Origin of the sequence: Altererythrobacter sp. Root672, from assembly GCF_001427865.1 — a bacterium.
In the GTDB taxonomy this organism is placed as follows: domain Bacteria; phylum Pseudomonadota; class Alphaproteobacteria; order Sphingomonadales; family Sphingomonadaceae; genus Croceibacterium_A.
Genome location: NZ_LMHH01000001.1, coordinates 735,423 through 760,039 on the forward strand (window position 1 = coordinate 735,423; position 24,617 = coordinate 760,039).

The window sequence follows — 24,617 nt, forward strand, 5'->3', positions numbered from 1 at the left end:
CCTTCAACTGGCAATCACAGGGAAGCCCATATGTTCCTGCAGGGCAAGCGTGCACTCGTTACCGGATCGACCTCGGGCATCGGCCTCGCGATCGCTCGATCGTTGTCTGAAGCCGGGGCGAAGGTCGTGCTCAACGGCTTCGGCGCGGCAGAGGAAATCGACCGGCTCTGTGGCGAACTGGGCGCTCTTTACGTTGCCGCCGACCTCACGACCACAGCAGGCGTGACCGAATTGATGGAAGGCGCCGGGCCGGTCGACATCCTCGTCAACAACGCCGGAATGCAGCACGTCGCGCCGGTCGAGGATTTCCCGCCCGAAAAGTGGGATGCGATCATCGCCCTCAACCTTTCGGCCGCTTTCCACACCTCGCGCCTCGCCGTGCCGCACATGAAGGAGCAGGGCTGGGGGCGGATCATCTCCACCGCCAGCGCCCACTCGCTTGCGGCGAGCCCGTTCAAGAGCGCTTACGTCGCGGCCAAGCACGGCATTGCCGGATTGACCAAGGTTCTCGCCCTGGAACTGGCCGAACACGGCGTTACCGCCAATTGCATCAGCCCGGGCTACGTCTGGACGCCGCTGGTCGAAAACCAGATCCCCGATACGATGGCCGCGCGCGGCATGACGCGGGAGCAGGTGCTGAACGATGTGCTGCTGGCCAAGCAGCCGACCCGGAAGTTCGTTCAGCCCGAGGAAGTGGCCGCGCTCGCAGTGTTTCTGTGCCGCAACGAGGCGCAGAACATCAACGGCGCGAACTACACGATCGATGGCGGATGGACGGCGGAATAGGGCGCGCACGATCGTTCGGATTGAACGCCCCCTAGCGATTGTCGCAAACCGCGTTTACATGGGCCGCCACGAATCGCTCCGCGCAAGGTAAAAGTGGCACTCATGGAAATTCAAACCGGCCTCACATTCGACGACGTCCTCCTGAGGCCGGCTGAGAGCGATATTCTGCCTTCGCAGACCAACACGAGAACGCGCCTCACGCGCGAAATCGGGTTGAACATTCCGATCATCTCCTCGGCGATGGACACCGTGACCGAAGCGCAGATGGCGATCGTCCTGGCGCAGCTCGGCGGCATTGGCGTGCTCCACCGCAACCTGACGATCGAGGAACAGTGCGACGCCGTCCGCACCGTCAAGCGCTTCGAAAGCGGGATGGTGATCAACCCAATCACGATTTCGCCTGAGGCCACGCTGGGCGAAGCGCAGGCGCTCATGCTGCACAACCGCATCAGCGGCATTCCGGTTACGGACGCCGCTGGCAAACTCTGCGGCATCCTGACCAACCGCGACGTTCGTTTTGCCGCCAATCCGCAGCAGCCCGTGCGCGAACTGATGACGCATGAGAACCTCGCCACGGTGAGCGAAGGCGTCAGCCAGGAAGAAGCGCGCAAGCTGCTTCATCACCGGCGGATCGAAAAGCTGCTGGTGGTCGACGACGCCTATCGCTGCATTGGCCTCATCACCGTGAAGGATATGGAAAAGGCGGTCCTCAACCCCGACGCCACCAAGGATGAAGGCGGTCGCTTGCGCGTCGCGGCGGCGACCACCGTGGGCGACAAGGGTTTCGAACGGACCGAGGCGCTGGTCGATGCCGGGTGCGACGTGATCATCATCGACACCGCGCACGGTCACAACAAGGAAGTCTCGCGCGCGGTTGAGCGGGTGAAGCGGCTTTCGAACGCGGTCCAGGTCGTCGCCGGCAACGTCGCTACGGCGGAAGCGACCAAGGCTTTGGTCGATGCGGGCGCGGATGCGGTCAAGGTCGGTATCGGACCGGGCTCGATCTGCACCACGCGCATCGTCGCTGGTGTCGGCGTGCCGCAGCTGACCGCGATCATGGAAGCCGTGAGCGCCGCGGGCGACGTGCCGATCATCGCCGATGGCGGACTGCGCACTTCGGGTGACGCGGCCAAGGCGCTTGCCGCCGGGGCCTCGACCGTGATGATCGGTTCGCTTCTGGCGGGAACCGAGGAAGCGCCTGGCGAAACGTTCCTCTACCAGGGGCGCGCCTACAAGGCCTATCGCGGCATGGGTTCGGTCGGCGCGATGGCGCGCGGATCGGCCGACCGTTACTTCCAGCAGGACATCAAGGACCAGATGAAGCTGGTTCCCGAAGGGATCGAAGGCCAGGTGCCCTACAAGGGTCCGGCCAGGGACGTGATCCACCAGCTGGTCGGCGGCATCAAGGCGGCGATGGGCTATACCGGGGCGGCGACGATCGCCGACTTGCGCACTCGCGGAAAGTTCATCCGCATCACCAACGCGGGTCTCTCCGAAAGCCATGTCCACGACGTCTCGATCACTCGCGAGGCGCCGAACTATCCCACACGCTAGGCCATGACACCCGCCGCACGAGTTCAGGCGGCGATCGGGCTGCTCGACCAGATCATTACCGCCGCGCGTGCCAAGGGCGCGCCGGCAGACCGGATCCTGGCGGACTGGTTCCGCATCAGCCGGTTCGCCGGATCAAAGGACCGGCGGGCGATCCGCGAACTGGTCTATGCCGCGATCCGGGCTTGCGGGCCGATCCCTCAGTCGGGGCGGGCAGCCATGCTGACCCTCGCCGAAGCCGATCCTGCGCTGCTGCAGCAATTCGATGGCTCGGGCTATGGTCCTCCTCTCGTAGAGGAAGGGGAAGTCGCGGCCGAACGCGGTATCGCGCCTGCCTGGCTCGCAGCGCGACTGGCGGCGTCGGATATCGCCGGAGCCGAAGCGGAGGCGCTGCTCGCGCGCGCTCCGCTGGACATCCGTATCAACGCGCTCAAGGCCGATCGGGCCTCGCTGGAGCTGCCTGAGCAGGGCGAGCTCCTGCCGACCGCGCAGGGTTTGCGGTTACCGTTCGGCACCCAAGTCGAACAATGGCCTGAGTATCGCGAAGGCCTGATCGAAGTGCAGGACTGCGGGAGCCAGCTCGCATGCGAGGCGGTCATGGCCCAGCCGGGCGAGACCGTGATCGACTTGTGCGCCGGCGCCGGCGGCAAGACGCTAGCCCTCGCTGCCGCGATGCGCGGCGAAGGCACGCTGATCGCGGCGGACGTCGACCGGGGACGCCTGTCGCGGCTCGGGCCGCGCGCGGAGCGGGCGGGGGCCTTGGTCAGCCAGACAGTGCTGCTCAACCCCGGTCGCGAGGTGGAGATGCTGTCGGACTGGCATGGCAAGGCCGATGTGGTCCTGATCGATGCGCCGTGTTCCGGCACCGGCACATGGCGGCGTAATCCCGAAGCGCGTTGGCGACTCGATGAGAGCAGTCTCGCACGCTTGGTGACGCTGCAGCGCCAGATTCTCGGTGTCGCGTCCGGCCTCGTGCGGCCTGGCGGTAGGCTGATCTACGTCACCTGCTCGCTGCTCGACGAGGAAGGGGCGGGACAGATCGAAAACTTCCTTGGCACGCATGGAGAATGGAATGCCGATCCACTCTCGCTATCACTGGGTGCATCGCGGGGGCCGGGAATCCGGCTCACACCGCACCAGGACGGGACGGACGGATTTTTCATCGCACGTCTAGGAAAGAGATGTTAGCTATTGCGTTTATGGCTGACGGACCCTCTCCTCGCCGACCCGCGCTCAAGGAGTTTGTGATGCGCTATACCCCTGTCGCTGCTGCCCTTTCTTTGCTGGTCATGGTTACGGCCAGTGTGAGTTACGGGGCCGGGCGAGAGGCGGACCCTCGTGCCGCCGCGCTGATTGCCGAAGGCCGGAGTGAGCTGGCATCGGGTCAAGTGCAGTCGGCGATCGACAGCTTTGAAGCGGCCCTGGCAATCGATCCGGGCTACACTCCAATCTACATCGACCTCGCCGATGCGGCTCGCAAGGACGGCCTTCAGGGCAAGGCGATCCACTACTACCGCGAGGCGCTGAAGCGCGAGCCGGAAAACCTTGCCGCCATCTCGGGCGAGGGCGAAGCGCTGCTTGAAAAGGGCGCGGTCGAGAAGGCCCGTCGCAACCTTGCGCGGCTTGAGTCGATGTGTGGTGGTGAATGCAACGAAGCCCGGGAGCTCTCGGCAGCGATCCAGCGCGGACCGCAGCCGCAAGTGCTCACGGCCGAGGCGGTGACGCCTGAGACCGTGGTCACCAAGAACTAATCAGACCTGACCCCGAAACCCCGCGACGATCGTGGCGTAAACCTCGCGTTTGAACGGCACGATCAGTTCGGGCAGCAGTTCGGGGTCGACCCACCTCCACTCGCAGAACTCGGGGTGCTTGTCGGCTTCCAGGTCGATGTCGTCGTCGGTCCCGGTGAACCGGACGAGGTACCAGGTTTGGCGCTGGCCCTTGTATTTGCCGCCCCATAGCTTGCCCTGCAGCTCTTCTGGCAAGTCGTAGAACAGCTCCTGCGGCAGGCGCCCGGCGATCTCGACATGGCGCGCCTTCACGCCGATCTCCTCGCCGAGTTCGCGCAGCATGGCCGCGTCGAGGTCTTCACCCTCGTCGACGCCGCCTTGCGGCATTTGCCACCAGTCGCCTTCACGGTTGTCGATACGCTTGCCAACGAAGGCCAGGCCTTCGGCGTTAATGAGCATGACGCCCACGCACGGGCGATACTTTCGGGGTTCTGCTGCGTTCATGTTGTAGGGAATAGGGAAGGACAGTGGGTAATTCCATCCGCGCCGTTGATCGCGCGACAGAAAAACTTGATTGCGGGCACGCGGGCAGGAACCTAGGTCGCAGCCCCATACTGGCAGGATAGCAGTGCTGACTGCACAACAGGATTTGACCATGGCAACCCAGGCGGCCGATCGTCCGGCCCAAACCCCGCTCGAGACGGGGACACCCGAAGCAGTCGTAGTCCGTTTCGCGGGCGATAGCGGCGATGGCATGCAGCTTACCGGCGGCCAGTTTACGCTGTCCACCGCGCTCGCCGGCAATGACCTCGCCACTTTCCCGGACTTCCCGGCCGAAATCCGCGCGCCGCAAGGTACGCTGTTCGGCGTCTCGGCATTCCAAATTAACTTCGGCTCGACCCAGATCGAAACAGCGGGTGATGCGCCTGACGTGCTCGTGGCGATGAACCCGGCGGCGTTGAAGGTGAACCTGGCCGCGCTCAAGCCCGGCGGCCTGATCATCGCCGACACCGGCGAGTTCAATAAGCGCAACCTCGAAAAGGCGAAGTACGAGACCAATCCGCTCGAGGATGGCTCGCTCGCCAAGTGGGACCTGCTGGCGTTCGACATCAGCGCGCTGACGATTGAAGCGGTGAAGCCCTTCGGTCTCGGCAACAAGGATGCGCTGCGGTCCAAGAACATGTGGACCCTCGGCCTGGCGCTGTGGATGTTCGACCGTGACCGCCAGCCGATCGTCGATTGGCTCAAGGGCAAGTTCAAGGGCAAGCCCGAGATCGCCGACGCGAACATCGCCGCGCTCAATGCCGGCCATGCCTATGGCGAAACGGCCGAGCTTTCGGGTCCGCTGAAGAAGCTGACTATTGCCCCTGTCGAAAGCGAACCAGGGCTTTACCGCACTATTACGGGTGCAGAGGCCGTAAGCCTTGGTCTCGTAGCCGGTGCTCAGTTGGCCGACTTGCCGATGTTCTTCGGCGGCTATCCGATCACCCCGGCTTCCGCGATCCTGCATTACCTGGCGCGGATGAAGGAATTCGGCGTCACCACTTTCCAGGCAGAAGACGAGATCGCCGCGGTCTGCGCCGCGATCGGCGCGTCCTATGCCGGACAGCTTGGCGTCACCAGCTCTTCGGGACCGGGCATTGCGCTCAAGGGTGAAGCGATGGGCCTGGCGATCATGACCGAGCTGCCGCTGGTCATCGTCAACAGCCAGCGCGGCGGTCCGTCCACGGGCCTGCCGACCAAGACTGAGCAGAGCGATCTCTACCAGGCCGTCTATGGCCGCAACGGCGATGCGCCGATGCCGGTGATCTCCGCCCGCAGCCCGGCCGACGCGTTCGAAGTCGCGATCGAGGCCTGCCGCATCGCGGTGCAGTACATGACCCCGGTCATGCTGCTGACTGACGGCTATATCGCGAACGCCGCCGAACCGTGGAAAGTGCCGGACCCGGCGGGCTACGCGCCGTTCCCGGCCAAGTTCCTCGAAGAGAAGAACGACGGCGACAGGCTGCTGCCCTACAAGCGCGACGAAAAGGGCGCGCGTCCCTGGATCAAGCCGGGCACGCCGGGCCTGATGCACCGCATCGGCGGCATCGAAAAGCACGTCGACACGGGCAACATCGATTACTCGCCGGCCAACCACCAGGCGATGACCGACGCCCGCAAGGCCAAGATCGACAACATCGCCGTGCCCGACCAGGAGGTGGCGCTGGGTGACACCACTGGCCGCCTCGCCGTGGTCGGCTGGGGCAGCACCTTTGGTCCGATCCACCAGGCTGTACGCCGTGCGCGCAAGAACGGTCTGTCGGTCAGCCACATCCACGTCCGCCACGTATGGCCTTTGCCGCAGAACCTCGGCGAGTTGCTCGGTGGCTTCGACCAGGTGCTGGTGCCGGAAATGAACACCGGCCAGTTCAAGACCGTGCTGCGCGACCAGTTGTTCATCGATGCGAAGAGCCTGACCAAGACCAGCGGTCAGCCGTTCTCGATCGCCGAACTCGAAGCAGCCATCGGCAAGTTCTTCTACAGCACGCCGGGCGACGAGGGCGGCGAAGTGCTGCCCAACGTTGGCCAGTTGCCAGAGCCGGAGTCCGGTTATGACGATGGCTCTCGCAAGCGCCCGAAGGGGGTGAACTGATGAACGACATGACCCCCATCCAGACCACGCTCAAGGACTGGGAAAGCGACCAGGAGGTACGCTGGTGCCCGGGTTGCGGCGACTACGCGATCCTCAAGGCCGTGCAGCGCACTTTGCCGCAGCTCGGAGCGGATCCCAAGAACACCGTGTTCGTCAGCGGCATCGGCTGCTCGAGCCGGTTCCCGTATTACGTCGAGAGCTACGGCTTCCACACGATCCACGGCCGTGCGCCGGCGTTCGCGACCGGCATCAAGCTCGCCAATCCGAACCTCGACGTGTGGATGGTGACGGGTGATGGCGATGGCCTGTCCATCGGCGGCAACCACCTGATGCACATCCTGCGCAGGAACGTGAACCTGCAGATCCTGCTGTTCAACAACGAGATCTATGGCCTCACCAAGGGCCAGGCCTCGCCGACCAGCCGGATCGGTACGACCACCCCCTCGACTCCGATGGGATCGGTTGACCGCCCGGCTGCGCCCTGCGCTTTCGCGCTCGGTTCGGGCGCGCGCTTCGTTGCCCGTGGGTTCGACGTCTCGAAGAACCTGCCTGACGTGCTGATGGCCGCACACCGCCACCAGGGCGCGGCGTTCATCGAGATCTTCCAGAACTGCATCGTCTACAACAAGGACGTGTTCAACGACTTCGCCGCGCCCAAGGGTGCGGAAGAGCGCCAGCTGTGGCTGACCGATGGCGAGCCGATGTTGTTTGCCAATGGCACCAAGGGCATCAAGCTCGATATCGACACGCTCTCGCTGCAAGTCGTCGACGTGGTCGATGGTGACTGGCAGTCGGCCGGAGTGATCGTTCACAACGTCAAGAACCGTGCCGTCGCCCACATGCTGGTCGAGCTGCCGTTCGGCCCGTTCCCGATGGCGCTCGGCGTGCTCTACGACGATCCGCGCCCGACTTTCGAGAGCGCGGTGATCGAACAGAATGCCAAGGCCAGCGAAGGCCGCGAGGCGAACCTCGCCAAGCTGCTGGCCAAGGGCCAGACCTGGACGGTCGAAGCTCCGGCAGACCCGGCCTAAGTTGAGATCCTCCCCGAGCTTGCTCGGGGAGGGGGACCATCCGCAAAGCGGACGGTGGAGGGGTGTAGCGCTTTTCCGCCTACCGCTCCGTCACGCGCCTGCAGCGCGCGTCACCTCCCCGAGACAAGCTCGGGGAGGATTGAAGCAGGGGCTTCTCCAGCACCTCCGCCCATCTCCCTGAAATCACTTTCCTACATCGCCCTGACCTGCTTTTGTAAGTGAACAGGGCGTCGCCGATGCCCGTTCACATTGGCGTGAGAGGGGAGAAAGTCGACGTGAACGGAAGGCTGCACTCAGGCCAGGCGAAGGGTGCCGCAAACCCTCGGTTTTCTGAGCGAAAGCCTTCAAGGCCGCAGTTCTTCAAAACCCCGAGTTGCGTCACCCATGAGGGTCACAAATGGACAACCTGACGCATAGCCTCGTTGGCTGGGCGCTTGGCCAGGCGGGGCTCAAACGCAAGACCCGCAAGGGCCTCGCGGCGTTGATCCTGGGCGCCAACATGCCCGACATCGACGTGTTCTTCGGTTGGGTGCCCTGGGTCCCGCTCGCGACCCATCGCGGTTTTACTCATGGTCTGCTCGGCGGTGTGCTCCTGATGCCGCCGATGCTGGCCGGCCTGCTGTGGCTGCTCGACCGATGGCAAGTCAGGCGAGGGACCTCGTTCATCAGCGGGCTCGAGATGCGCTTCGGCTGGCTGCTTGCCCTGAGTTACCTCGGCGCGTTGACGCATCCGTTGCTCGATTGGCAGACCGTCTATGCCATCCAGCTGCTCTCGCCGTTCAACAACCACTGGTACCACACCGACGGGCTGTTCATCATCGACCTGTGGATCCTGCTGACGCTTGGCGGAGCGATTGCACTGTCGATCCGGCGCGAGAACCGTGAGCTGCCCAACTGGCGCCGACCGCCCATCGTCGCGCTTGCGGTTGTCGCTGTCTACATCGTCGTGAACGCGGGCATCAGCGTGGCCGCCAAGCGAGCGCTCGCCTCGAATCCTCCGTACCCACGAGCCGATGTCGCCGTGGCGAGCCCGCCGCCGGTGTTCTTCTGGCGACGCGAATTGGTCTGGAGGGAAGAGCGTAACATTGCCCGTGGGGCTTACGATCCGGCCCTTTCCCTCGCGCATCTGCAGAGCCAGACCGCGCCAGTACCTGACGGAATGGACCACCCACTCGCGAGACGGGCCCTCACCGCGACGCCGGAAGTGGTCCGCTTCATGCGCTGGTCGATCCTGCCGATGGCTCAGGTCAAGGTTGAGGGATGCCAGGCCCAGGTGAATTACAACGACGCCCGATTTTCCGATGGCCTCTCGCGCAATAGGTTCTGGATTTCCGCGACCATTCCAACCGGAGATCCGGCTTGCACTTCAGCATCCGGCTTGAACGATGAACCTCATCGTCCCATAAAGTTATGACATGAAGGGGGAGAGTGCACAGCGGGGTGGAGTGCTGCTCGATGCGGGGCAGCGGTTCGGCTTTTCGCCGGGCTTTTTCGCGCGGCTGTTTGCGCCCGGATTTCACAAGCTGCTCGACCTCATCGATCGTGGGATCGAGCACGGTGTCATTATCGGGCGCCTGCCGGATGGCGCCACGCGCACGCTTGGTGGCCGCAACCCTGGCTTCGAGGGTGAAGTCCATATTCGCGATTGGCGCGCACTCCTGCGCCTCGCCACGGGCGGATCGGTGGGCTGGTACCAGGCCTGGGAAGCCGGCGAGTGGTTCAGTTCCGATCCGGTTTCGCTGTTCGCCGTGTTCATGGCCAACTCTCACAAGCTCGGCGATATCGGCCGGGCCAAGGGGCCGTGGCGCTGGGGGGTGAGGGCGCTTCACTGGCTCAACCGCAACACTCGCGAACAGGCCGAGAAGAACATTCACGCGCACTACGATCTCGGCAACGACTTCTACGGTGCCTGGCTCGATCCGACGATGAGCTATTCGAGCGCCTACCGGCTCAAACGCGACGGGCTGGAGGCCGGCCAAAAGCGGAAGTGGGACAGGCTATCGGAGCGGCTTGGTGAGCCAAAGACCCTGCTCGAAATCGGGTGCGGGTGGGGCGCCCTGGCGAACCACTTCGCCACCCGCGGCAGCCAGGTTACTGCGATCAGCCTGTCGGATGAGCAGCTTGCCTGGGCGCGAGAGCGCCACACCGACGTCGAATTTCTCAAGCAGGACTATCGCGACACCAGCGGGCAATTCGACGGGATCGTGAGCGTCGAGATGGTTGAGGCGCTGGGGCGCGAATACTGGCCTGAATTCATGGACTGCGTTGCCCGAAACCTCCGGCCGGGCGGGAGAGCAGCGATCCAGTACATCGCCATGCGCGACGAGCTGTTCGACGCCTATGCCGGCAATGCCGATTTCATTCAGGCGTACATCTTCCCCGGCGGGCTGCTGATCAAGGCCAGCGAGTTCCGCCGCCTGGCCGCCGAACGCGGTCTTTCATGGGAAGATCAGGAAGACTTCGGGTTCGACTATGCCGAAACCCTCAAGGCGTGGCGGACAACCTTTGACGAAGCGGCTGCAAAGGGCGGCCTCCCGGACGGTTTTGACCACCAGTTCTGCGATCTGTGGCGCTTTTACCTGATGTATTGCGAGGGCGGGTTCCGCAGCGGCGCGATTACCGTCAGCCAGGTTACTCTAGTCAAATCCTGACGGTCAGGCGCCCGGATTGCCCTGATGATACCGGCTCAGGATGTTGTCGTGCACAATCGGGCTGAGCAGGTTGGTAAAAGCGCAGCCGCACAGGTTGTTTTCCCACCACACCACTTCGGCCTGCAAGGATTCGAGACCGGGTAGGGTCAGCCAGCAGACCGATCCGGGGTGCATCCGAGTGATCGCGGTGGCGGAAAAGCCGGACAGCGAAAGATCGTTCACGACCGTCTGAAACGCTCGTGCACCCGACGCGCGCAACTGTGCGGGAATCGCGATTTTGGTGCGGATTGCAGACCGGTCTTCCTGGGCGGCAATATGATAGCGCCCGAGCGTGTTCTGGAGGCTCATCGGTGCTTATCCTCGATTCGCGCGATGCCGTGGGGACATTACTTGGCGAATATGAGGCGGGGGTGGTTACCAGGACCTATGCAAAGATGATTAATGCCTGGGACCGCCGTGCAGTTGGGCAACGGCGCGGAACGGCTGCCGCGCAGACCAACTTGGAACGCTCCTAGAACTTCGCAGGGGCTTTCCGAATCCCGGCTAATAGAGCAGCGGTCGAGCTCGGATTTGGTCTAAAATTCGCCGGCGACACCAGCTCGTAACGCCGTGTTCTTGCCTCCTCCGTAGCTGATTGAGGCCGAGACTGCGAAGTCACGGTCAAAGCGATGCATCAGTCCTGCCGAAACACCAACCTGCCCCCGATAGTAGCCAATGTTAGACGCGTAACTGGTCTTTCCGATCTCGCTCGGGAAATGAGGCTGAGCGAGTGCTGTCACTGTTGCGATGCCCTGTCGTGTTTCCTTCTGTTGAGACGCTGCGACATCGAAAAGCTCATCTACCTGTCCCGCGATTCCATCAACGCGACCGCTAAGTTCGTCAAACTGAGTGTCGGAAATAGCCAGCGCTCCGATCATTGATGCGCTGACAGCGTTGAACTGGACGGTGGTGACAACTGATTGCCTTCCCAGCGTGCCACTGTCGTCAACAGTGACCACCTCCACCGGCCCAACCTGTGCCGCAGTGGATGCTTCGAGATCTCCGATGCGGACAGACGTGCCGGCGCCGCCAAGTGCAACTTCGTTTTCCGCGGTAGTCTTCGCGCCGGCTCCAATCGCCGTAGAGCCTTGGTGGAGCGCCCGCGAGTTTGCACCGATCGCCGTCGCGTTGCTTGCAACTGCCGAGGCCTGGTATCCGGCAACTGTCGCGGCTTCGCCCTCAGCCAAAGATCCTGCGCCCAGGGCCAGGCCGTTCTTGCGGATAGCATTAGCTGCTTCGCCGACTGCCACTGCAGATTGAGTAGTCGACACACTTCGAGAGCCCAGAGCAATGGCACCCTCACCGGATGCTACTGTGGCGTCGCCGAGCGAGATCGCGGACGTACCGTTCGCTCGCGCTCCATTGCCGATGGATAAGGCATTGCTTCCGGTCGCCGTGGTGTCGTTACCGATGGCGGTGGAATTGGCGCTCGTCGATCTCGAACCGGCTCCAAGCGCGAGGGAGTTGGGGCCCGCCGCACTTCCGAACATCGCTGCAATCCCTGCCAGGTTGGCACTTATGGCTGCGGGTTGCCCAATGATCTGATCCGCTCCCACGAACAGTCTGCCCGAAACATGGACGTCGCCGTTACCTTGCACAGAGAACTTCACGCTTCCGGAGCCCGCGCCGGATGAACCTGCAAATAGGTAGTCCGCTGCAGTCTCACCGGTTGTGTGCGTTCTCAGCGCATAGCTGGGTCCCTGCGCCGCGCGAGCGGCGATGATGACGCCCCATTCGTTCTCGTTGGTGTTGACGAATAACTTCGGGGAACCAAGCGTTGCCGGCCCGCTATACCTTGTGCCATCGAGTGCCCCTATTTCCAGCATGCCATTCGACCTGAGTTCCATTGGGAAAAACACATCGCCTCCGTTGGAAACTGCGAACCGCATTTTGGACGTGGGGAGGCTGCCGTTGTTGAAGGGAGACAGGCCGTCCACGACCATGTCGAGAGATCCGGCATTCCAGAATTGTGTTCCGGAATATCCTCGGAAGTCGATGTAACCGAGTTGAGTGCCCGGAGTGATAACCCTCGGTGCCGACGGGGTGCCGAGATACCTTCTAAATGCAATGCCGGGCGGAAAGTTGGATCCGCTATCGATCGTGATCGCATCTGCGCTTTGAACTGTGTTGCCAATATAGATTTGTCCAATGTCAGCTGGAACGGGGTGTCCGTCCAGATTTGTATCGACGGATTGGGTGGCTGTACTGCCGACGATCACTGTGTTCACGGGCCCGACTGTCTGTGCAAAGGCAGGTGTCAATCCGAGAATAAGCACCAAAGCTGGAATGGGGGTGAATCTGTTCATGTTCAATTCCTTAGGCAAGCCAAGCGGAATGAACGTGCCAAGCTGCCGGGCAGTTTGGAGGCTCGGTCGCGTTGTCGCGTGGCGTGGCCTTTAACTCGAACATGGTGCGAGCGGCTGACGGCAGCCCCGCACATTTTCAACGACTTCAGGGGCAAAGTGTGCCGCAGACTCATGTGGTTGGGCTGATAGTTGGCTCGGTTCAGCAACCAAATTGGTGCAATTGCGTTTGAAGATCGTCATCTCGACCTTAAGCTAGCTTCACGGGCTGCCGGTTCGGTTGGGCGTAATGTGAGATTGCGATGGCTCGCAGTTCGGGATAGCTGCTATCGCGCGACTTGAGGCATTTCCGACTTGGGTGAGGGCGCCGGAATTCAATGGTTTTTTCGAATTTTCGCCTGCGGAGCTCAAGCCCCTGGCTGAGCATCTGGTGGATTTACGCAGGCGCGATCCTGGTTTGTGTTGGCCTGCCTTACATCGTCATGGTGCTTCTAAATCGCACGGTTTCTCAAGCTGAGGAGTTGACGAACTCAGCTATTGCTGGTGCGGTCGCAGTCACTTTTGGCGCTTGGCTATATCGCAACGTGACCTCGCTCCCCGGGGTTCGCAGTCATGCCGGCATTTTGCCAAGCTTTGCTCTTTCCTTTGCAACCGTGGCGTTGGTCATTCTGCTGTGGAGGATAGGTTACTCTCGTAGTCTATTCTTCATTTGTATGTTTCTTACTATGATCTGGCATTACATATTCTATTTCGTCGCGCAGAAGCGGATCAGGTTGACCATCGGTATCGTCGAAGGGGGGCGCGCGGCGGAACTCGAAGGGAACGTACGTTACGACGTGCGCCGCCTGTCGTTGGAAGAGGACCCCATCGACTGCCACGTAATCGCTGCTGATCTCCGCTTCGATCACTCTCCGGCGTGGGAAGCACGGCTGGCAGACTACGTGCTCAAGGGCTATCCAGTCTATCATTGCAAAGATCTGTTGGAATCCCTGTCCGGTCGAACCGACCTTGAACATATGTCGGAGAACACGTTCGGGAAGCTCGGACCGATACCTGCCTTTCAAGTCATCAAATCAATCGTAGATCGGCTGATGGCCTTGCCGGCCTTCATAATCCTGTTCCCCTTTCTTGTGATTATCGGAGTTGCGATCAGGCTTGATTCGGCTGGGCCGGCCCTGTTCTGGCAGCGACGGATCGGTTACCGGGGCAAGGAATTCGAAGTAGTGAAGTTCCGCACCATGCGAGTACGGAACCACGATGTCGTTTTTGATGAGCGTCGCGACCTGATCACTCAGGAGGATGACGAGCGAATAACCAAGTTGGGGCGGTTTCTGCGCCGTTCGCGCATCGACGAGTTGCCTCAAATCTATAACATCCTAGCCGGGCAGATGAGCTGGATCGGGCCACGGCCAGAGGTGCGCGCCCTGTCAGAGTGGTATGAGAAAGAGCTTCCGTTCTACAGATATCGGCACGTTGTCGTGCCCGGCATTACCGGGTGGGCACAGGTCAACCAAGGGCACGTCGCCGAAATCGAGCAGGTTCGGGAGAAGCTGCAGTTCGATTTCTACTACATCCGCAATTTCTCTTTCTGGTTGGATTTGCTGATCATCCTAAGAACGATAAGGACGATGCTTACCGGATTTGGGTCACGTTAAGTCGGGTGGACAAAGTTCGAGCGAGTGGTGAAAGGTACCATCTGATGGACAAGAGGGTCGCAGGCCGATGACAATCTCCCGGCGCGATCTTGCCAGAGGAAGTATCCCCCTGATGGCTGGCTTCGGCGGTGGGTACGGCTTTGCCGCGGTGCTAGATGGCCCTGCAGTCTCCGGCCCGCGGCCTTCGGGCAATAGGCTCGAATTCCAGACCTTTGAAGACTTTGGTGCGGTTGGCGATTTCGACATGTCATCAGGTCGGGGCACCGACGACACGGCAGCCATTCAACGCGCGATTGACTGGGCATACGGAGAAGGCAAGTCCGCTGCACGAGCGATCCTGATGTCGCCCAAGCTATTCCTTTGTGGCCCAATCACGACTTATCCCACGACGACGATAGTGGGGACTGGCCGACAAACCTCAGCCTTCTGCTGTCGTGATGGAACCGTAGGCGCCTGGTGGAGTGATCGCGGGAAGGGGGCACAGAAGCTCATGCTCTCGGGCATCACTTGGTATGGGCGCCATCAACCGGGGCTCACCCATATCTGTGTTTTCGGAAAGGATGGCGTCCAATTCGGGACTGAGGGCATCTTGCAGGGCCTATGGACGCGGGATGCGCCAAACGCCGTAGGTTTGTGGATCAACGGCAACGTCGGCATCGTTCGAGACTTGACCACACAGCGCTGTGCCACGGGAATCGAGGTCCTTGGAAACGCTAACCATCTGGAGAACATCTTCGTGATGGAGTGTTCCCAGGGTGCTCGGCTTCACGGGTGTTTCGTGCGAGGGTTGCATATAGAAGCCACGGATTCCGGGGGGCTTCCGTTATGGTTGTACGGCGACAGTCACGTTACCGATCTGCTTCAGTCGAATGCCAAGGAGACTGAGTTCGACGAACTCATCGTCGTTGATACGGGAACCTACGATGAGTGGTCCTTATCCAACGTCCAGTTTCTCGGGCGCAACTATCGCGTGAAACGCGGCCTAATTCGGATCGGAGACCGCTTTGTCGGCGGTACCGAACCGCGTGCCTTGTCCGGTGCGACGTTTCTGCCTGCGCTCCACTTGCCTCGCAACAAGCTAACGATGGGCGGACAAAGATGGCATAGCTTCGCGGTTGAATTGCGCATGGGGCCGAGTGGATTGGTGCATCGGATCGGTGCGAGTGGGGATCCGGGCCTACCGTCTGGATCGGCCCCCGATATGCGGTCTGCGTCCTCGGAATACCAACTGACTGGAGTTACAGAGTCGCTGGAACTCGAGCAGTCAACCTCGTTGAAGCTTGTTGGCCGCGACCAATCGTCCGTTCTCTTCAACCTTCCTATGTCGGGCGATCCGTCTACGCAGGCAGTGACCTGCGCGGTTGCTCGCAACAGTTCCGGCGTTCCAGTGGTAGCTTGGGCGAAGGTATCGCAATCAGGCCTTCTTCTGATCGAGTTGTCACAGCAGGGAACGGGAGACCCGTTTTCGCCGCGAGACATGCGAGTAGGTTCGACTTTGGTGATTACAGTCGCTGGCTGGGCAGGGTAGCGAGAGGCCGGTACTGGCGGCTCGCCCGTTCCGGATTGACCGGAGCAGGCAGGCTCTATTTGCTCAAGGTCGCCGGGAAGCTCGTTGTAACGCTTCTTCGATCTGATGTGCGGCTGTCTTGGCCGTAAACATGCGGGCAGCAAGGTCTCTACATCGGACCGGCAGGCCCGGATCCTGGATGCACTGGTCAACCAAAGAAAGGGCAAGCGATCGCAGATCCGATCCATCGCTGCTCGTCGAAACCTCACCGACCTCTTCTTCGTTGATCAGTTTGGCAAGATCATTGCCTGGATTGATCGTCGCCAGAACAGGTAGGCCTGCGTGCATGTAGGAAATGAACTTCCCCGGGATGTTATGCGTCTTATGTTCGTGGGCCAGGGACACCAGCCCAACGTGAGCTTGCGCATAAACTGCAGGGATTTCGTCAGGCTCGATCTCATCAAAGAAGGCGACGTTTTCAAGAGATAATCGTTTCGCTTCCTCATGCAGGCTATTCATATACAAGCCACGACCTATGAAGACAAAGCCGATACGAGAATTGTGCTGCAGGTCGATAGCCAGGTTAAGCAACTTCTCGATGCCTTGGGCCACCCCCATGTTGCCTGCGTATACGAAAATGATCCTACCAACCAAGCCGGTTTCGGAAAGGTTGATCGAGCATTGCGACGCGGTTGGAGGGCAAAGCCAGTTTTGAAGAACTTCGACGTCCTTATTTTCGGCCTCAATACTCTCTTTGAAGAAGACAAGATTGGCCGGAGTCTGAACACCAATCACATCCGCGGCCGCGTACTGGCGATTTGCGACTAACGTGAGTAGACGAAATCGAAGTCCCTTATTCAACAGGCCAACATCAAGTGCCCATTGAGGAAAGATATCACGCAGTATCAAGTATGCCGGGCACTGACTTCGTTTTTTCAGATACCTGACAATCGGACCCAAGAATATTGTCGGCGAATACCAGACGATACCGTCGAATTTTCGCGAGTTGACGGGTGACTTACGAAGATGCCTGATCATGTGGAATGGCATCGCCAACTCGCTGAACGCCCTGAGAACATAGCTCCGGTCGCGCGACGGCGATGCTCTCAGGCGAAGGACTTCGACGCCGTCAAAGTCCTCGAGCACCCATGGCTGAGATTGGGCGTGGCCCGGCACGATCATAGTGACTTCATGGCCCTGTCGCACCAACTCGCGAGTCAAGTCCCGCATCTGGACGGCGCCCGAAGAACGCATGGGCGAAAATACATCAGCGATAAGGGCCAGCTTCATCTGCGACCTAGTAGTTCTTCCACACGGTCCGGTTCACATAGTCGGTGTAGCTATGGACTATGCGGACGATCTTATCCGACACGTTGGGCATCGAATAGTCGCTGGGCAAGCGGATGAGGCGCTCTTCCCCTCGCGGCTGATCAGCAAGAATTGCCAAGCCCTGGAGGATTCGCTCGAGGTTAAAGCCGACCAGCATCACGGCTCCCTCTTCCATGCCCTCGGGTCTCTCGTGGGCCTCACGAAGATTAAGTGCCGGAAAGTTAAGAATAGATGCCTCTTCGTTGATCGTTCCGCTGTCGGAGAGCACTGCCTTGGCATGCAGCTGAAGCTTGTTGTAGTCAGTGAAGCTGAGTGGTTTTAATAGCCTCACCCTCTCCGACAAGGTAACCCCAGCCTGATCAATTCGTTTCTTAGTTCTCGGATGTGTTGAGACCACAATCGGTATCTCGTACGTATTTGCGACTGCGTTCAACACCTCTACCAGGCGATGAAAGCTATCGTCTGGTTCTATGTTTTCTTCCCTGTGAGTGCTTACAAGAAAGTACTTTTTGGAATCCAGTCCGAGAGAATCGAGGATCGTGGAGGATGCAATTGATTCTCCATAATGCTCTAGAACTTCGAACATGGGGCTTCCAGTTTTGATAATCAGATCCGGAGGCAGCCCTTCACACAAAAGATATTCCCGTGCGATATCGCTGTAGGTCAAATTGATGTCGGCAGTATGATCAACTATACGTCGATTGATTTCTTCAGGGACTCGTTGATCGAAACAGCGATTGCCGGCCTCCATGTGAAAAGTCGGGATCTTTCTGCGCTTGGCGGGAAGTACGGCCATGCAGCTATTTGTATCGCCCAGTACGAGCAACGCGTCTGGGGAACTTTCCGCCAAGAGACGATCGACTTCCAAGATCACCCTGCCGATGGTCTCCGATCCCGTTGCCCCAGCAGCGCCGAGGTAGTGATCGGGATGACGAACGCCTAGATCCTGAAAAAATATCTCGTTGAGTTCGAAATCATAGTTTTGCCCGGTGTGGACAAGAGTGTGATCGCAGTACTCATCAAGCTTCGATATGACTCTGGATAAGCGAATAATTTCCGGTCGTGTTCCCAACACGGTCATTATTTTTAGCTTGCGCACTTAGGTCAATTCCTTGCAGGTAGTCAGCCGACGCAGTCTAAGGTTGAAGTGCGACAGTGTCCGGCTTTTGTTTGTCAAAGATCTCATTGGCCCACAACATTACAATGAGCTCTTCATCGCCAACATTGGTGATATCGTGACTCCAGCCGGGCGAAGTATCCACAATCCTCGGCTCTTCGCTCGAAGTCACAAGCTCGTAAAAGTCGTTCGTCACGATGTTGCGAAACTTAAATCTGGCCTTTCCCTTCACTACGAGGAACTTCTCAGTTTTCGTGTGATGGTAATGCCCGCCTCTAGTGACTCCTGGGTGGGCGGTAAAAAAAGCCACTTGTCCAGAATCGCGAGTACGTAACATCTCTATGAAGGTGCCGCGCGAATCTGAGTGCTGGACAAGTGGATAGGAAAATTGGTCAGGCTGAAGGTAGCTCACATAAGTTGCATAGAGCGCTCTAGTTAATCCCGTTCCAACATCTCGAACGGTCAAATCGTGAGGAATGTGGGCATAAGACTGAATTTCTTCTGCGAGTTGACCAACCGTTGTCGTGTAGGTGGGCTCCACTGACCTCCAGAGAATTTCTTCCGAATGATTGGTCGTATTTAGCCAATCCACGATTTCCGCCACAACATCGTCAATGTAGACCAGATTGAGCGAATGGGTGGGATCCTGAACTGGAAGTTCCAACCCGCGAGTAGCATTGTAACAGAAGGTGGCGACGACTGAATTGTATGCTGGCCGGCACCACTTTCCGAAAATATTTGGGAAGCGATAGATCGCGCAAGGATTTCCGCGATCGGCCAATTCCCGTATTGCCTCTTCGCCCTTGCGCTTGCTAACCCCATAGGCGTTGTCCCGATCTGCCTGAATGGACGACGCAAAAAGAAGCGGAATCTCCCGCCCGCTTTCAGCGATCCAACTGACGAGATTCTCGGTAAACCCCCGATTTACGTCGTCAAATTCTTGCTCGACAACCGGCCGATTAGCTCCCGCAAGGTGAACAATCCGATCAGCCGCAGCGACACGTTGGCCAAGCGTGGCAATGTCATCGCTTCGGCCGAACGGATCGACTTCGAAGTTGCCAAGCTCTCCGAGGCGCACGGTCAGGTTCTTTCCAACGAAGCCGTAAGCGCCTGTCACTAGCACGCGCATATCTATTGACCGACTGCCTCGGTCTCTTGACCGCTCAGTTCCCGGATCAACTCAAGGCGAAGCAGAAGCTCCTCCAGTTCATCGCGATTAAGCCTATGAGTGTTGTGAGAGTTGTAGTCTTCGGCCCGCGATATTTGAACTTCGCCTTGCTCAACGAACTTGCCGTAGTTCAAATCCCTGAGATCAGGAGGTACTCTGTAGTACATGCCCAGGTCTTCAGCGGCAGTCATTTCCTCACGGCTTAGCAGGACCTCGAACAGCTTCTCACCATGGCGAGTACCGATTTCCCGGATCGGGTGGTCCGGCTTTCCCGCGAGGCGACAAATTGATTGGGCCAACTCACCGACGGTTGCGGCTGGGGCCTTCTGAACAAAAATGTCACCCGGCTGTGCATTTTCGAACGCGTACAGCACTAGGTTAACCGCGTCCTCGAGCGTCATCATGAAGCGGGTCATTTTCGGGTCGGTTACGGTGATCGGTTTGCCCGCCAGAACTTGGTCTATGAACAGCGGGATTACGGATCCGCGAGAGGCCATGACGTTGCCGTAGCGCGTCACACAGATGCTGGTCTGCGCCGCATTGCGCGACTTTGCGACCGCCACTTTCTCCATCATTGCTTTGGAGATTCCCATGGCGTTGATCGGGTAAACGGCCTTGTCGGTGCTGAGGCAGACGACTCTTTCAACCGAGTTTGCGATTGCGGCATCGAGAACGTTTGCAGTTCCAAGTATGTTTGTTTGCACAGCTTCAAGCGGGTGGAATTCGCAAGAAGGCACTTGTTTCAGCGCCGCTGCGTGAAATACAAAATCCACACCCCGCAAAGCTTCATGTATCGATGAATGGTTGCGAACGTCTCCGATATAGAACTTGAGCTTTTCGTTCTGATAGCGGTTCCGCATATCGTCCTGTTTCTTTTCGTCCCTGCTGAAGATACGTATCTCTTTCAGCTGGGAATGCAGAAACTTTTCTAAAACGGCGTTTCCGAAAGATCCGGTTCCGCCAGTAATTAGTAATGTTCGACCAGAAAACTCAGATGTCATGCCTAATCTCTACGGTCTGTGCCAAGTTGTATAGAGCTCGCCAAGTTGACTCAGCAGTAACTGCCCAGTTGTATCTTTGGCTACGTTCCTTGCTAGCTAACGCCAGTTTTGCGGCATAGGCTTGGTCAGTCAGTACCTGCTGCAGTTGGGGCCGAAGGGTTTCTGGCTCGTACGGTGAGAAGTAGGCGATGTCTAGGCCGCCGAATTCCGGCATCGGCATCACGTTGGAGGCCAGGAGCGGGCGTCCTGATCCCATGGCCTCAAGCATGATGTTGGGGCAGTTTTCGCAAGAGGAGGCGAAAACGATGGCCCTCGCATTTCGGTAAAAGGCGGGGAGTCGATCGTAAGAGATCTTTCCTGTGAAGATGACTCGATCGGTGAGCCCCTTGGCTGCTACGAACTCGATCGCCTGGCTCCCTTCTGCATAGTCGTTTTCGCCGACCAGCAGGAGTTTCACCTCGCGTTGGAGGTTTGCCGGGAGCATGCCGTAAGCCTCAATAACCTCCCGGTGATGTTTGTAGGCCTCGAAACGTGAAACATAGAGAATGTAATCCCCACCTGCCGTCTCCGCAGGACGCTCGATCTCCTGATCGTGAGTTAGGAACTGTTCCGGTATGCCGTGAGGAATTGTCTCCGAGTTCGGCACCGCCGTGCGGGCTTGAATGAACTCGCGCGCGTAGTCGGAGATGAAGATCGTTAGATCGGCCTTGCGCATGCTGCGAAGCATGAGGTGGCGCAGGATCAGGTTTCTCAGCTTTTGCAGGCCCCAGGGTAACCGTTTCAGTGCTTTCCGGTCGAAAGGCAGCATGTTGCGAAACATTGTTGCGGACCTGCAGCCGGGTGGAGGATTGATCGAGACTAGACCTCCGGGGCAGAAGAGCACATTGATGCTGTTCTGCTTAAGATATGGCCGCAGAACAATGCGTTCCCAAGCGGCACGCGCGATGGGATTGGCTACTGGCCACGCTGTCTGCATCCGGCTGATCCGACTATCCGGCTTGAAGGGAAGATCCGGCGGCGCAAAAAGCCGGATATCAAGGCTTGGATCGTCAGGAAGATTGCTCAACAGATTGGTAAGGTAGGTTCTTCCGCCTCCGAGGCGAGCGGCGAAGGCGTTTACGACAATCTTCACGTTACCAATCCACGCATGAGCGACGGGCTGCGAGTGTGGGAAGCGCAGTCACCGATTGACGCATGCCTCCGAAGGGTTTCGGGCCCCGGCGGTATTGACCCAAGCCGCGAAGGGAACTCATTCAGGCAGTTCATTGGCGCGTGAAGCTGGATGTCATTGAGCCTGGAAACGGAGTGGCCGACCGAGTTCCTCCGCCCTTTTGCCGCTCCACATAAAGCAGCACAAAACGGAGCGCCAAGAGTGGTAGGAGCTGTGTCAGCACGTGACCGAGCACTACGTTCGTTAGCTCACCTGGCATGAGTCCAACGGTCATCCAGAGAACGTGCACGTATATTGCCAAATCCAACGCAAATTTCAGGTCCCTGGGGCGGTCTGGATTTCGCAGTAGCCGCACGTACCATCGGCCCATCGAATGGAGCAGCAATCCATAGCTCAAGAAGAACCCTATGATCCCAACAACCCAGCCAAAGTTGATGATCCACTCTCCGAGGAAGGTTGGAGTAAGGTTGGAGTATCCTTCCCAGGCATTTCCCGCGTAATGTTTGGTGAGAAACACGCCGCCAGTATCGGGCTTGTCAGGATAGATAGAACGAGGGATCGAGTTCGTTAGCAGTGAAAGAAACGTACTTCCGTGTGCCAGATCCAACTTCGGCATGGCTGCAATCAATGAAAGCGGTTCGATGCCGTAGAAGAAGGAGTTGAAGCTGAAACTCTCTGCGGAGGTGGCGTAACCGGTGGTCAATTCGCCATTGTTCAGTTTGAAGCCACTCCGCGCCACCCCCAGAACTGAGGACGCGCCAACCAGAGCTAACACCATCAGAAAAGCTGGCAGTAACCTGACGTTGCGGCGTTGATAGTGGAAGCAAAGCAGCAAGAGGGCGAAAATGTTGAGCAGTCCGCTGCGCGAGCCGGATAGCAGTCCGATCAGTAGGACAAACGCGAAATGCAGTGCAAAGATGCCCCACCAGATGACGTCGCGCTTCTTCAGCAGGCCAACGGCGAAAAAGGCGACGTTGAGGGGGGTGGTCGTCAAGATCAGAACGCGCGCCCAGCCAAAGCCACTCCAGTCGGCCACCCGGGTATTCACTGACGCGATATAGCCATCCAGCCCGCCGAGCTCCCGAATCATGTAGAGTTGGCTCAAAAGGGCCGGCATTGTCATTAGCCATAGCACCAGAGGGACGGTGTAATCCGTGCGCGCCGCGCCGCGAACAGGCTTGATCAATTCCGTTGTGGCCGGCTTATACTGGGTGGCGACAGCTTCGTTGACGACGAGGAGTAGGCCCAGCGCGAGCGGGATAGCGATGAGGCCCAGGACGATTGGCTGCGGCGGATCGTACACGGCACCCACGTGGAAGATGACATAGAAGGCGAGCAGGAACTTTGCCGGCGAAAACGTATCCGAGTTCGAGGTCACCGCAATTATGCCGCCGATCAACAGAAACAGGGCTATTAGTGCGAGCATAGGAACTTTCGCGGAGTGTTGGTTTGGCGGTTGGTCGGATCAATTATTGCGGCGACTGGTCACTCGCGAATCTGCTACGCACGGACCGACCTAGGTCGGCAAATTCGGTCATCATGGCGGCCCGACGTGCCGCTGAAATACCGAATATGGCGAGGGAAACAAGCCCAACCAAAAGTCCGATCACTAACAAGGGGTCCGGCCAAAGGGTCTCGCCGAAGGAAGGGCGAAGGTAGGCCAGAGCACCAACTGCAAGTGTCACGATTGCTGATACCGAAAGCAATCGCCAGGAGAATCCCACATTGAAATGATGGTTGCTGAACCATGCGCCTGCGAAGGCCCCGACGATCGTGCTGAGCAAGAGTGCCAATGCCGTCACCTCAACCCCAAGGCGCTGCGAAAGCAGCGCGAGCAATGCGAGATGAGCAGACGCCGCAAGAACGTATACGTAGGTCAGTCGGGAGGTCACCCGCGCTCCGTGTATCCCGATTGTGGTAACCATCCCCACACCAAGCCAAAAATGCATCAGGACAAATGCCGGTACAAGGCCTGTCGCTTCCCGATATTCTGCAGGGGCAAAGATTGCGACTGTCAGGGGTGAGGCCAAGATTGCGGCGCCCGCTGTCACGAATAGTCCCAGGACCGATAGCTCAAGCATTCGCGCGTACCTGCTTCGATCCCCTTCGTCGCCGTCGAGAAGTCGGAAAGCTTGCGGTTCCCATGCAAGCCGGAAACTGTAGACAACCAGACCGAACAGCGATGCGGCTCGGATGCCGACGCCTCCGATTGCAACTGCTCCGATTGGTAAGAAAAAGGCCCAAATCACCCGGGTGCCGATGGTTTGTAACCAGTTCAGTATCACTGCCGGCATCGTGGGTAGGGAATAGGCCAGCATTCCACGCATCCGCCGTAGTCCTCCGATCGGCGATGGCTCACTGCCGAAACTCACCGGCCAAGCAGCAACGACCGTAAGTAGTTTGCCGGTCGCCAGTCCCGCGAGGGCTCCTGAGATGCCCCAGTTCAGAAAGACGATAAAGTAGACACTTGATAGTGTTGTAGCGATAAAGTCTGAAAGGCTAAGTACGCTATATAGCAATGGTCTCCCGCTGAAACGAATAAAGACAAGTTGAACTCCTAGAAGGTGTGTGGGCAAGCTGAGAGCCAGCAAATATGGCAAATAGTGACCGACATTATTTGGCGCAGTCCAGGCCGCATGAGCCGCTACCACTAAAAGCGCCGTCACCGCGGTGCCAAGAGCAACGATCCAGATGGCGCCCCAAACAAGCTCCGGCAGCCAATTTTGTTCGTTGGCCCGGTAGTAGTCTCGAGCTACTGCTGACTCGCCCTGAAGACCGATCATGAGCACTAGCAACATGTGGACGGCCAATAGTATCTCTAATTGCCCGTATTCAGGAACTGAAAGAGATCGCGTGTAGATTGGGACCAACAATAGGGCAGCTAGTCGGCTAACCGCGCCAGTCACCCCGTAAATAAAGAATTGCTTCCCAAAACTCACGGTT

At 59.0% G+C, this 24,617-nt stretch carries 20 protein-coding genes; 10 read left to right on the forward strand and 10 right to left on the reverse strand.

Annotated elements, in window-relative coordinates; all coding sequences use genetic code 11:
* The first annotated feature begins 30 nt into the window (after positions 1-30).
* The 4 genes from ASD76_RS03650 to ASD76_RS03665 all read left to right on the forward strand — a co-directional run bounded on the left by ASD76_RS03650 (position 31) and on the right by ASD76_RS03665 (position 4,088).
* On the forward strand, positions 31-786 hold the full coding sequence (locus tag ASD76_RS03650; protein ID WP_055918619.1) for a 3-hydroxybutyrate dehydrogenase: 756 nt from the start codon (positions 31-33) through the stop codon (positions 784-786).
* Between the two features lie 102 nt (positions 787-888).
* On the forward strand, positions 889-2,340 hold the full coding sequence (gene guaB / locus ASD76_RS03655; protein WP_055918622.1) for an IMP dehydrogenase: 1,452 nt from the start codon (positions 889-891) through the stop codon (positions 2,338-2,340).
* A 3-nt stretch (positions 2,341-2,343) separates the two neighbouring features.
* On the forward strand, positions 2,344-3,525 hold the full coding sequence (locus ASD76_RS03660; protein WP_055918625.1) for an RsmB/NOP family class I SAM-dependent RNA methyltransferase: 1,182 nt from the start codon (positions 2,344-2,346) through the stop codon (positions 3,523-3,525).
* A gap of 59 nt (positions 3,526-3,584) precedes the next feature.
* On the forward strand, positions 3,585-4,088 hold the full coding sequence (locus ASD76_RS03665) for a tetratricopeptide repeat protein (RefSeq protein ID WP_156457532.1): 504 nt from the start codon (positions 3,585-3,587) through the stop codon (positions 4,086-4,088).
* Here ASD76_RS03665 and ASD76_RS03670 read toward each other — a convergent pair whose 3' ends face one another.
* A complete protein-coding gene (locus ASD76_RS03670) occupies positions 4,089-4,571 on the reverse strand; it encodes an RNA pyrophosphohydrolase (protein WP_055918631.1) in 483 nt (160 codons plus the stop codon).
* A 151-nt stretch (positions 4,572-4,722) separates the two neighbouring features.
* Between ASD76_RS03670 and ASD76_RS03675 the strand changes: the two genes are divergently transcribed.
* The 4 genes from ASD76_RS03675 (at position 4,723) to ASD76_RS03690 (ending at position 10,384) form a co-directional block, all read left to right on the forward strand.
* A complete protein-coding gene (locus ASD76_RS03675) occupies positions 4,723-6,702 on the forward strand; it encodes a 2-oxoacid:acceptor oxidoreductase subunit alpha (protein WP_055918634.1) in 1,980 nt (659 codons plus the stop codon).
* Entirely contained in the window at positions 6,702-7,733 is a 1,032-nt protein-coding gene (locus ASD76_RS03680) for a 2-oxoacid:ferredoxin oxidoreductase subunit beta (protein WP_055918637.1), read from the forward strand. The genes ASD76_RS03675 and ASD76_RS03680 overlap by 1 nt, the downstream gene beginning before the upstream one ends.
* Before the next feature lie 397 nt (positions 7,734-8,130).
* Positions 8,131-9,147: a metal-dependent hydrolase gene (locus tag ASD76_RS03685; RefSeq protein WP_055918640.1), complete on the forward strand. Its 1,017-nt coding sequence runs from the start codon at positions 8,131-8,133 to the stop codon at positions 9,145-9,147.
* A gap of 1 nt (position 9,148) precedes the next feature.
* Positions 9,149-10,384: an SAM-dependent methyltransferase gene (locus ASD76_RS03690; RefSeq protein WP_055918643.1), complete on the forward strand. Its 1,236-nt coding sequence runs from the start codon at positions 9,149-9,151 to the stop codon at positions 10,382-10,384.
* A gap of 3 nt (positions 10,385-10,387) precedes the next feature.
* Here the strand turns inward: ASD76_RS03690 and ASD76_RS03695 are convergent, their stop codons facing one another.
* On the reverse strand, positions 10,388-10,732 hold the full coding sequence (locus ASD76_RS03695; RefSeq protein WP_055918646.1) for a PilZ domain-containing protein: 345 nt from the start codon (positions 10,730-10,732) through the stop codon (positions 10,388-10,390).
* Positions 10,733-10,959: 227 nt separating this feature from the next.
* Entirely contained in the window at positions 10,960-12,729 is a 1,770-nt protein-coding gene (locus tag ASD76_RS03700; protein WP_156457533.1) for a YadA-like family protein, read from the reverse strand.
* Between the two features lie 374 nt (positions 12,730-13,103).
* Between ASD76_RS03700 and ASD76_RS03705 the strand changes: the two genes are divergently transcribed.
* Positions 13,104-14,381, forward strand: a complete 1,278-nt coding sequence (locus tag ASD76_RS03705; protein WP_055918652.1) for a sugar transferase — start codon at positions 13,104-13,106, stop codon at positions 14,379-14,381.
* Between the two features lie 112 nt (positions 14,382-14,493).
* Positions 14,494-15,909, forward strand: coding sequence for a hypothetical protein (locus ASD76_RS03710; RefSeq protein ID WP_055918655.1), 1,416 nt, complete (start codon positions 14,494-14,496; stop codon positions 15,907-15,909).
* A 63-nt stretch (positions 15,910-15,972) separates the two neighbouring features.
* Here ASD76_RS03710 and ASD76_RS03715 read toward each other — a convergent pair whose 3' ends face one another.
* From ASD76_RS03715 to ASD76_RS03745, 7 genes are all read right to left on the reverse strand, one after another.
* Positions 15,973-17,178, reverse strand: coding sequence for a glycosyltransferase family 4 protein (locus tag ASD76_RS03715; protein ID WP_055918658.1), 1,206 nt, complete (start codon positions 17,176-17,178; stop codon positions 15,973-15,975).
* A gap of 7 nt (positions 17,179-17,185) precedes the next feature.
* Positions 17,186-18,316, reverse strand: a complete 1,131-nt coding sequence (gene wecB, locus ASD76_RS03720; RefSeq protein WP_055918660.1) for a non-hydrolyzing UDP-N-acetylglucosamine 2-epimerase — start codon at positions 18,314-18,316, stop codon at positions 17,186-17,188.
* A gap of 37 nt (positions 18,317-18,353) precedes the next feature.
* Positions 18,354-19,463 carry a UDP-2-acetamido-2,6-beta-L-arabino-hexul-4-ose reductase gene (wbjC, locus tag ASD76_RS03725; protein WP_055918672.1) on the reverse strand — a complete coding sequence of 370 codons (1,110 nt, stop codon included), beginning with the start codon at positions 19,461-19,463 and terminating at the stop codon, positions 18,354-18,356.
* Between the two features lie 2 nt (positions 19,464-19,465).
* Positions 19,466-20,503, reverse strand: coding sequence for a polysaccharide biosynthesis protein (locus ASD76_RS03730; RefSeq protein WP_055918675.1), 1,038 nt, complete (start codon positions 20,501-20,503; stop codon positions 19,466-19,468).
* Positions 20,493-21,635, reverse strand: coding sequence for a glycosyltransferase family 4 protein (locus ASD76_RS03735; protein WP_156457534.1), 1,143 nt, complete (start codon positions 21,633-21,635; stop codon positions 20,493-20,495). The genes ASD76_RS03730 and ASD76_RS03735 overlap by 11 nt, the downstream gene beginning before the upstream one ends.
* Before the next feature lie 130 nt (positions 21,636-21,765).
* A complete protein-coding gene (locus ASD76_RS03740; RefSeq protein ID WP_055918680.1) occupies positions 21,766-23,100 on the reverse strand; it encodes an O-antigen polymerase in 1,335 nt (444 codons plus the stop codon).
* 43 nt (positions 23,101-23,143) lie between these two features.
* Positions 23,144-24,613, reverse strand: coding sequence for a lipopolysaccharide biosynthesis protein (locus ASD76_RS03745; protein ID WP_082553588.1), 1,470 nt, complete (start codon positions 24,611-24,613; stop codon positions 23,144-23,146).
* Positions 24,614-24,617: the final 4 nt, after the last annotated feature.

Excerpts from the sequence above, each read along its gene's own strand:
- ASD76_RS03665 (WP_156457532.1), top strand. The coding sequence starts at position 3,585 with ATGCGCTATACCCCTGTCGCTGCTGCCCTTTCTTTGCTGGTCATGGTT.
- ASD76_RS03695 (WP_055918646.1), bottom strand. The coding sequence starts at position 10,732 with ATGAGCCTCCAGAACACGCTCGGGCGCTATCATATTGCCGCCCAGGAA.
- ASD76_RS03685 (WP_055918640.1), top strand. The coding sequence starts at position 8,131 with ATGGACAACCTGACGCATAGCCTCGTTGGCTGGGCGCTTGGCCAGGCG.
- ASD76_RS03705 (WP_055918652.1), top strand. The coding sequence starts at position 13,104 with ATGGTTTTTTCGAATTTTCGCCTGCGGAGCTCAAGCCCCTGGCTGAGC.
- ASD76_RS03660 (WP_055918625.1), top strand. The coding sequence starts at position 2,344 with ATGACACCCGCCGCACGAGTTCAGGCGGCGATCGGGCTGCTCGACCAG.
- ASD76_RS03670 (WP_055918631.1), bottom strand. The coding sequence starts at position 4,571 with ATGAACGCAGCAGAACCCCGAAAGTATCGCCCGTGCGTGGGCGTCATG.
- ASD76_RS03715 (WP_055918658.1), bottom strand. The coding sequence starts at position 17,178 with ATGAAGCTGGCCCTTATCGCTGATGTATTTTCGCCCATGCGTTCTTCG.
- ASD76_RS03650 (WP_055918619.1), top strand. The coding sequence starts at position 31 with ATGTTCCTGCAGGGCAAGCGTGCACTCGTTACCGGATCGACCTCGGGC.
- ASD76_RS03680 (WP_055918637.1), top strand. The coding sequence starts at position 6,702 with ATGAACGACATGACCCCCATCCAGACCACGCTCAAGGACTGGGAAAGC.
- guaB (WP_055918622.1), top strand. The coding sequence starts at position 889 with ATGGAAATTCAAACCGGCCTCACATTCGACGACGTCCTCCTGAGGCCG.
- ASD76_RS03675 (WP_055918634.1), top strand. The coding sequence starts at position 4,723 with ATGGCAACCCAGGCGGCCGATCGTCCGGCCCAAACCCCGCTCGAGACG.
- ASD76_RS03730 (WP_055918675.1), bottom strand. The coding sequence starts at position 20,503 with ATGACATCTGAGTTTTCTGGTCGAACATTACTAATTACTGGCGGAACC.
- ASD76_RS03740 (WP_055918680.1), bottom strand. The coding sequence starts at position 23,100 with ATGCTCGCACTAATAGCCCTGTTTCTGTTGATCGGCGGCATAATTGCG.
- ASD76_RS03700 (WP_156457533.1), bottom strand. The coding sequence starts at position 12,729 with ATGAACAGATTCACCCCCATTCCAGCTTTGGTGCTTATTCTCGGATTG.
- wbjC (WP_055918672.1), bottom strand. The coding sequence starts at position 19,463 with ATGCGCGTGCTAGTGACAGGCGCTTACGGCTTCGTTGGAAAGAACCTG.
- ASD76_RS03710 (WP_055918655.1), top strand. The coding sequence starts at position 14,494 with ATGGCTGGCTTCGGCGGTGGGTACGGCTTTGCCGCGGTGCTAGATGGC.
- ASD76_RS03690 (WP_055918643.1), top strand. The coding sequence starts at position 9,149 with ATGAAGGGGGAGAGTGCACAGCGGGGTGGAGTGCTGCTCGATGCGGGG.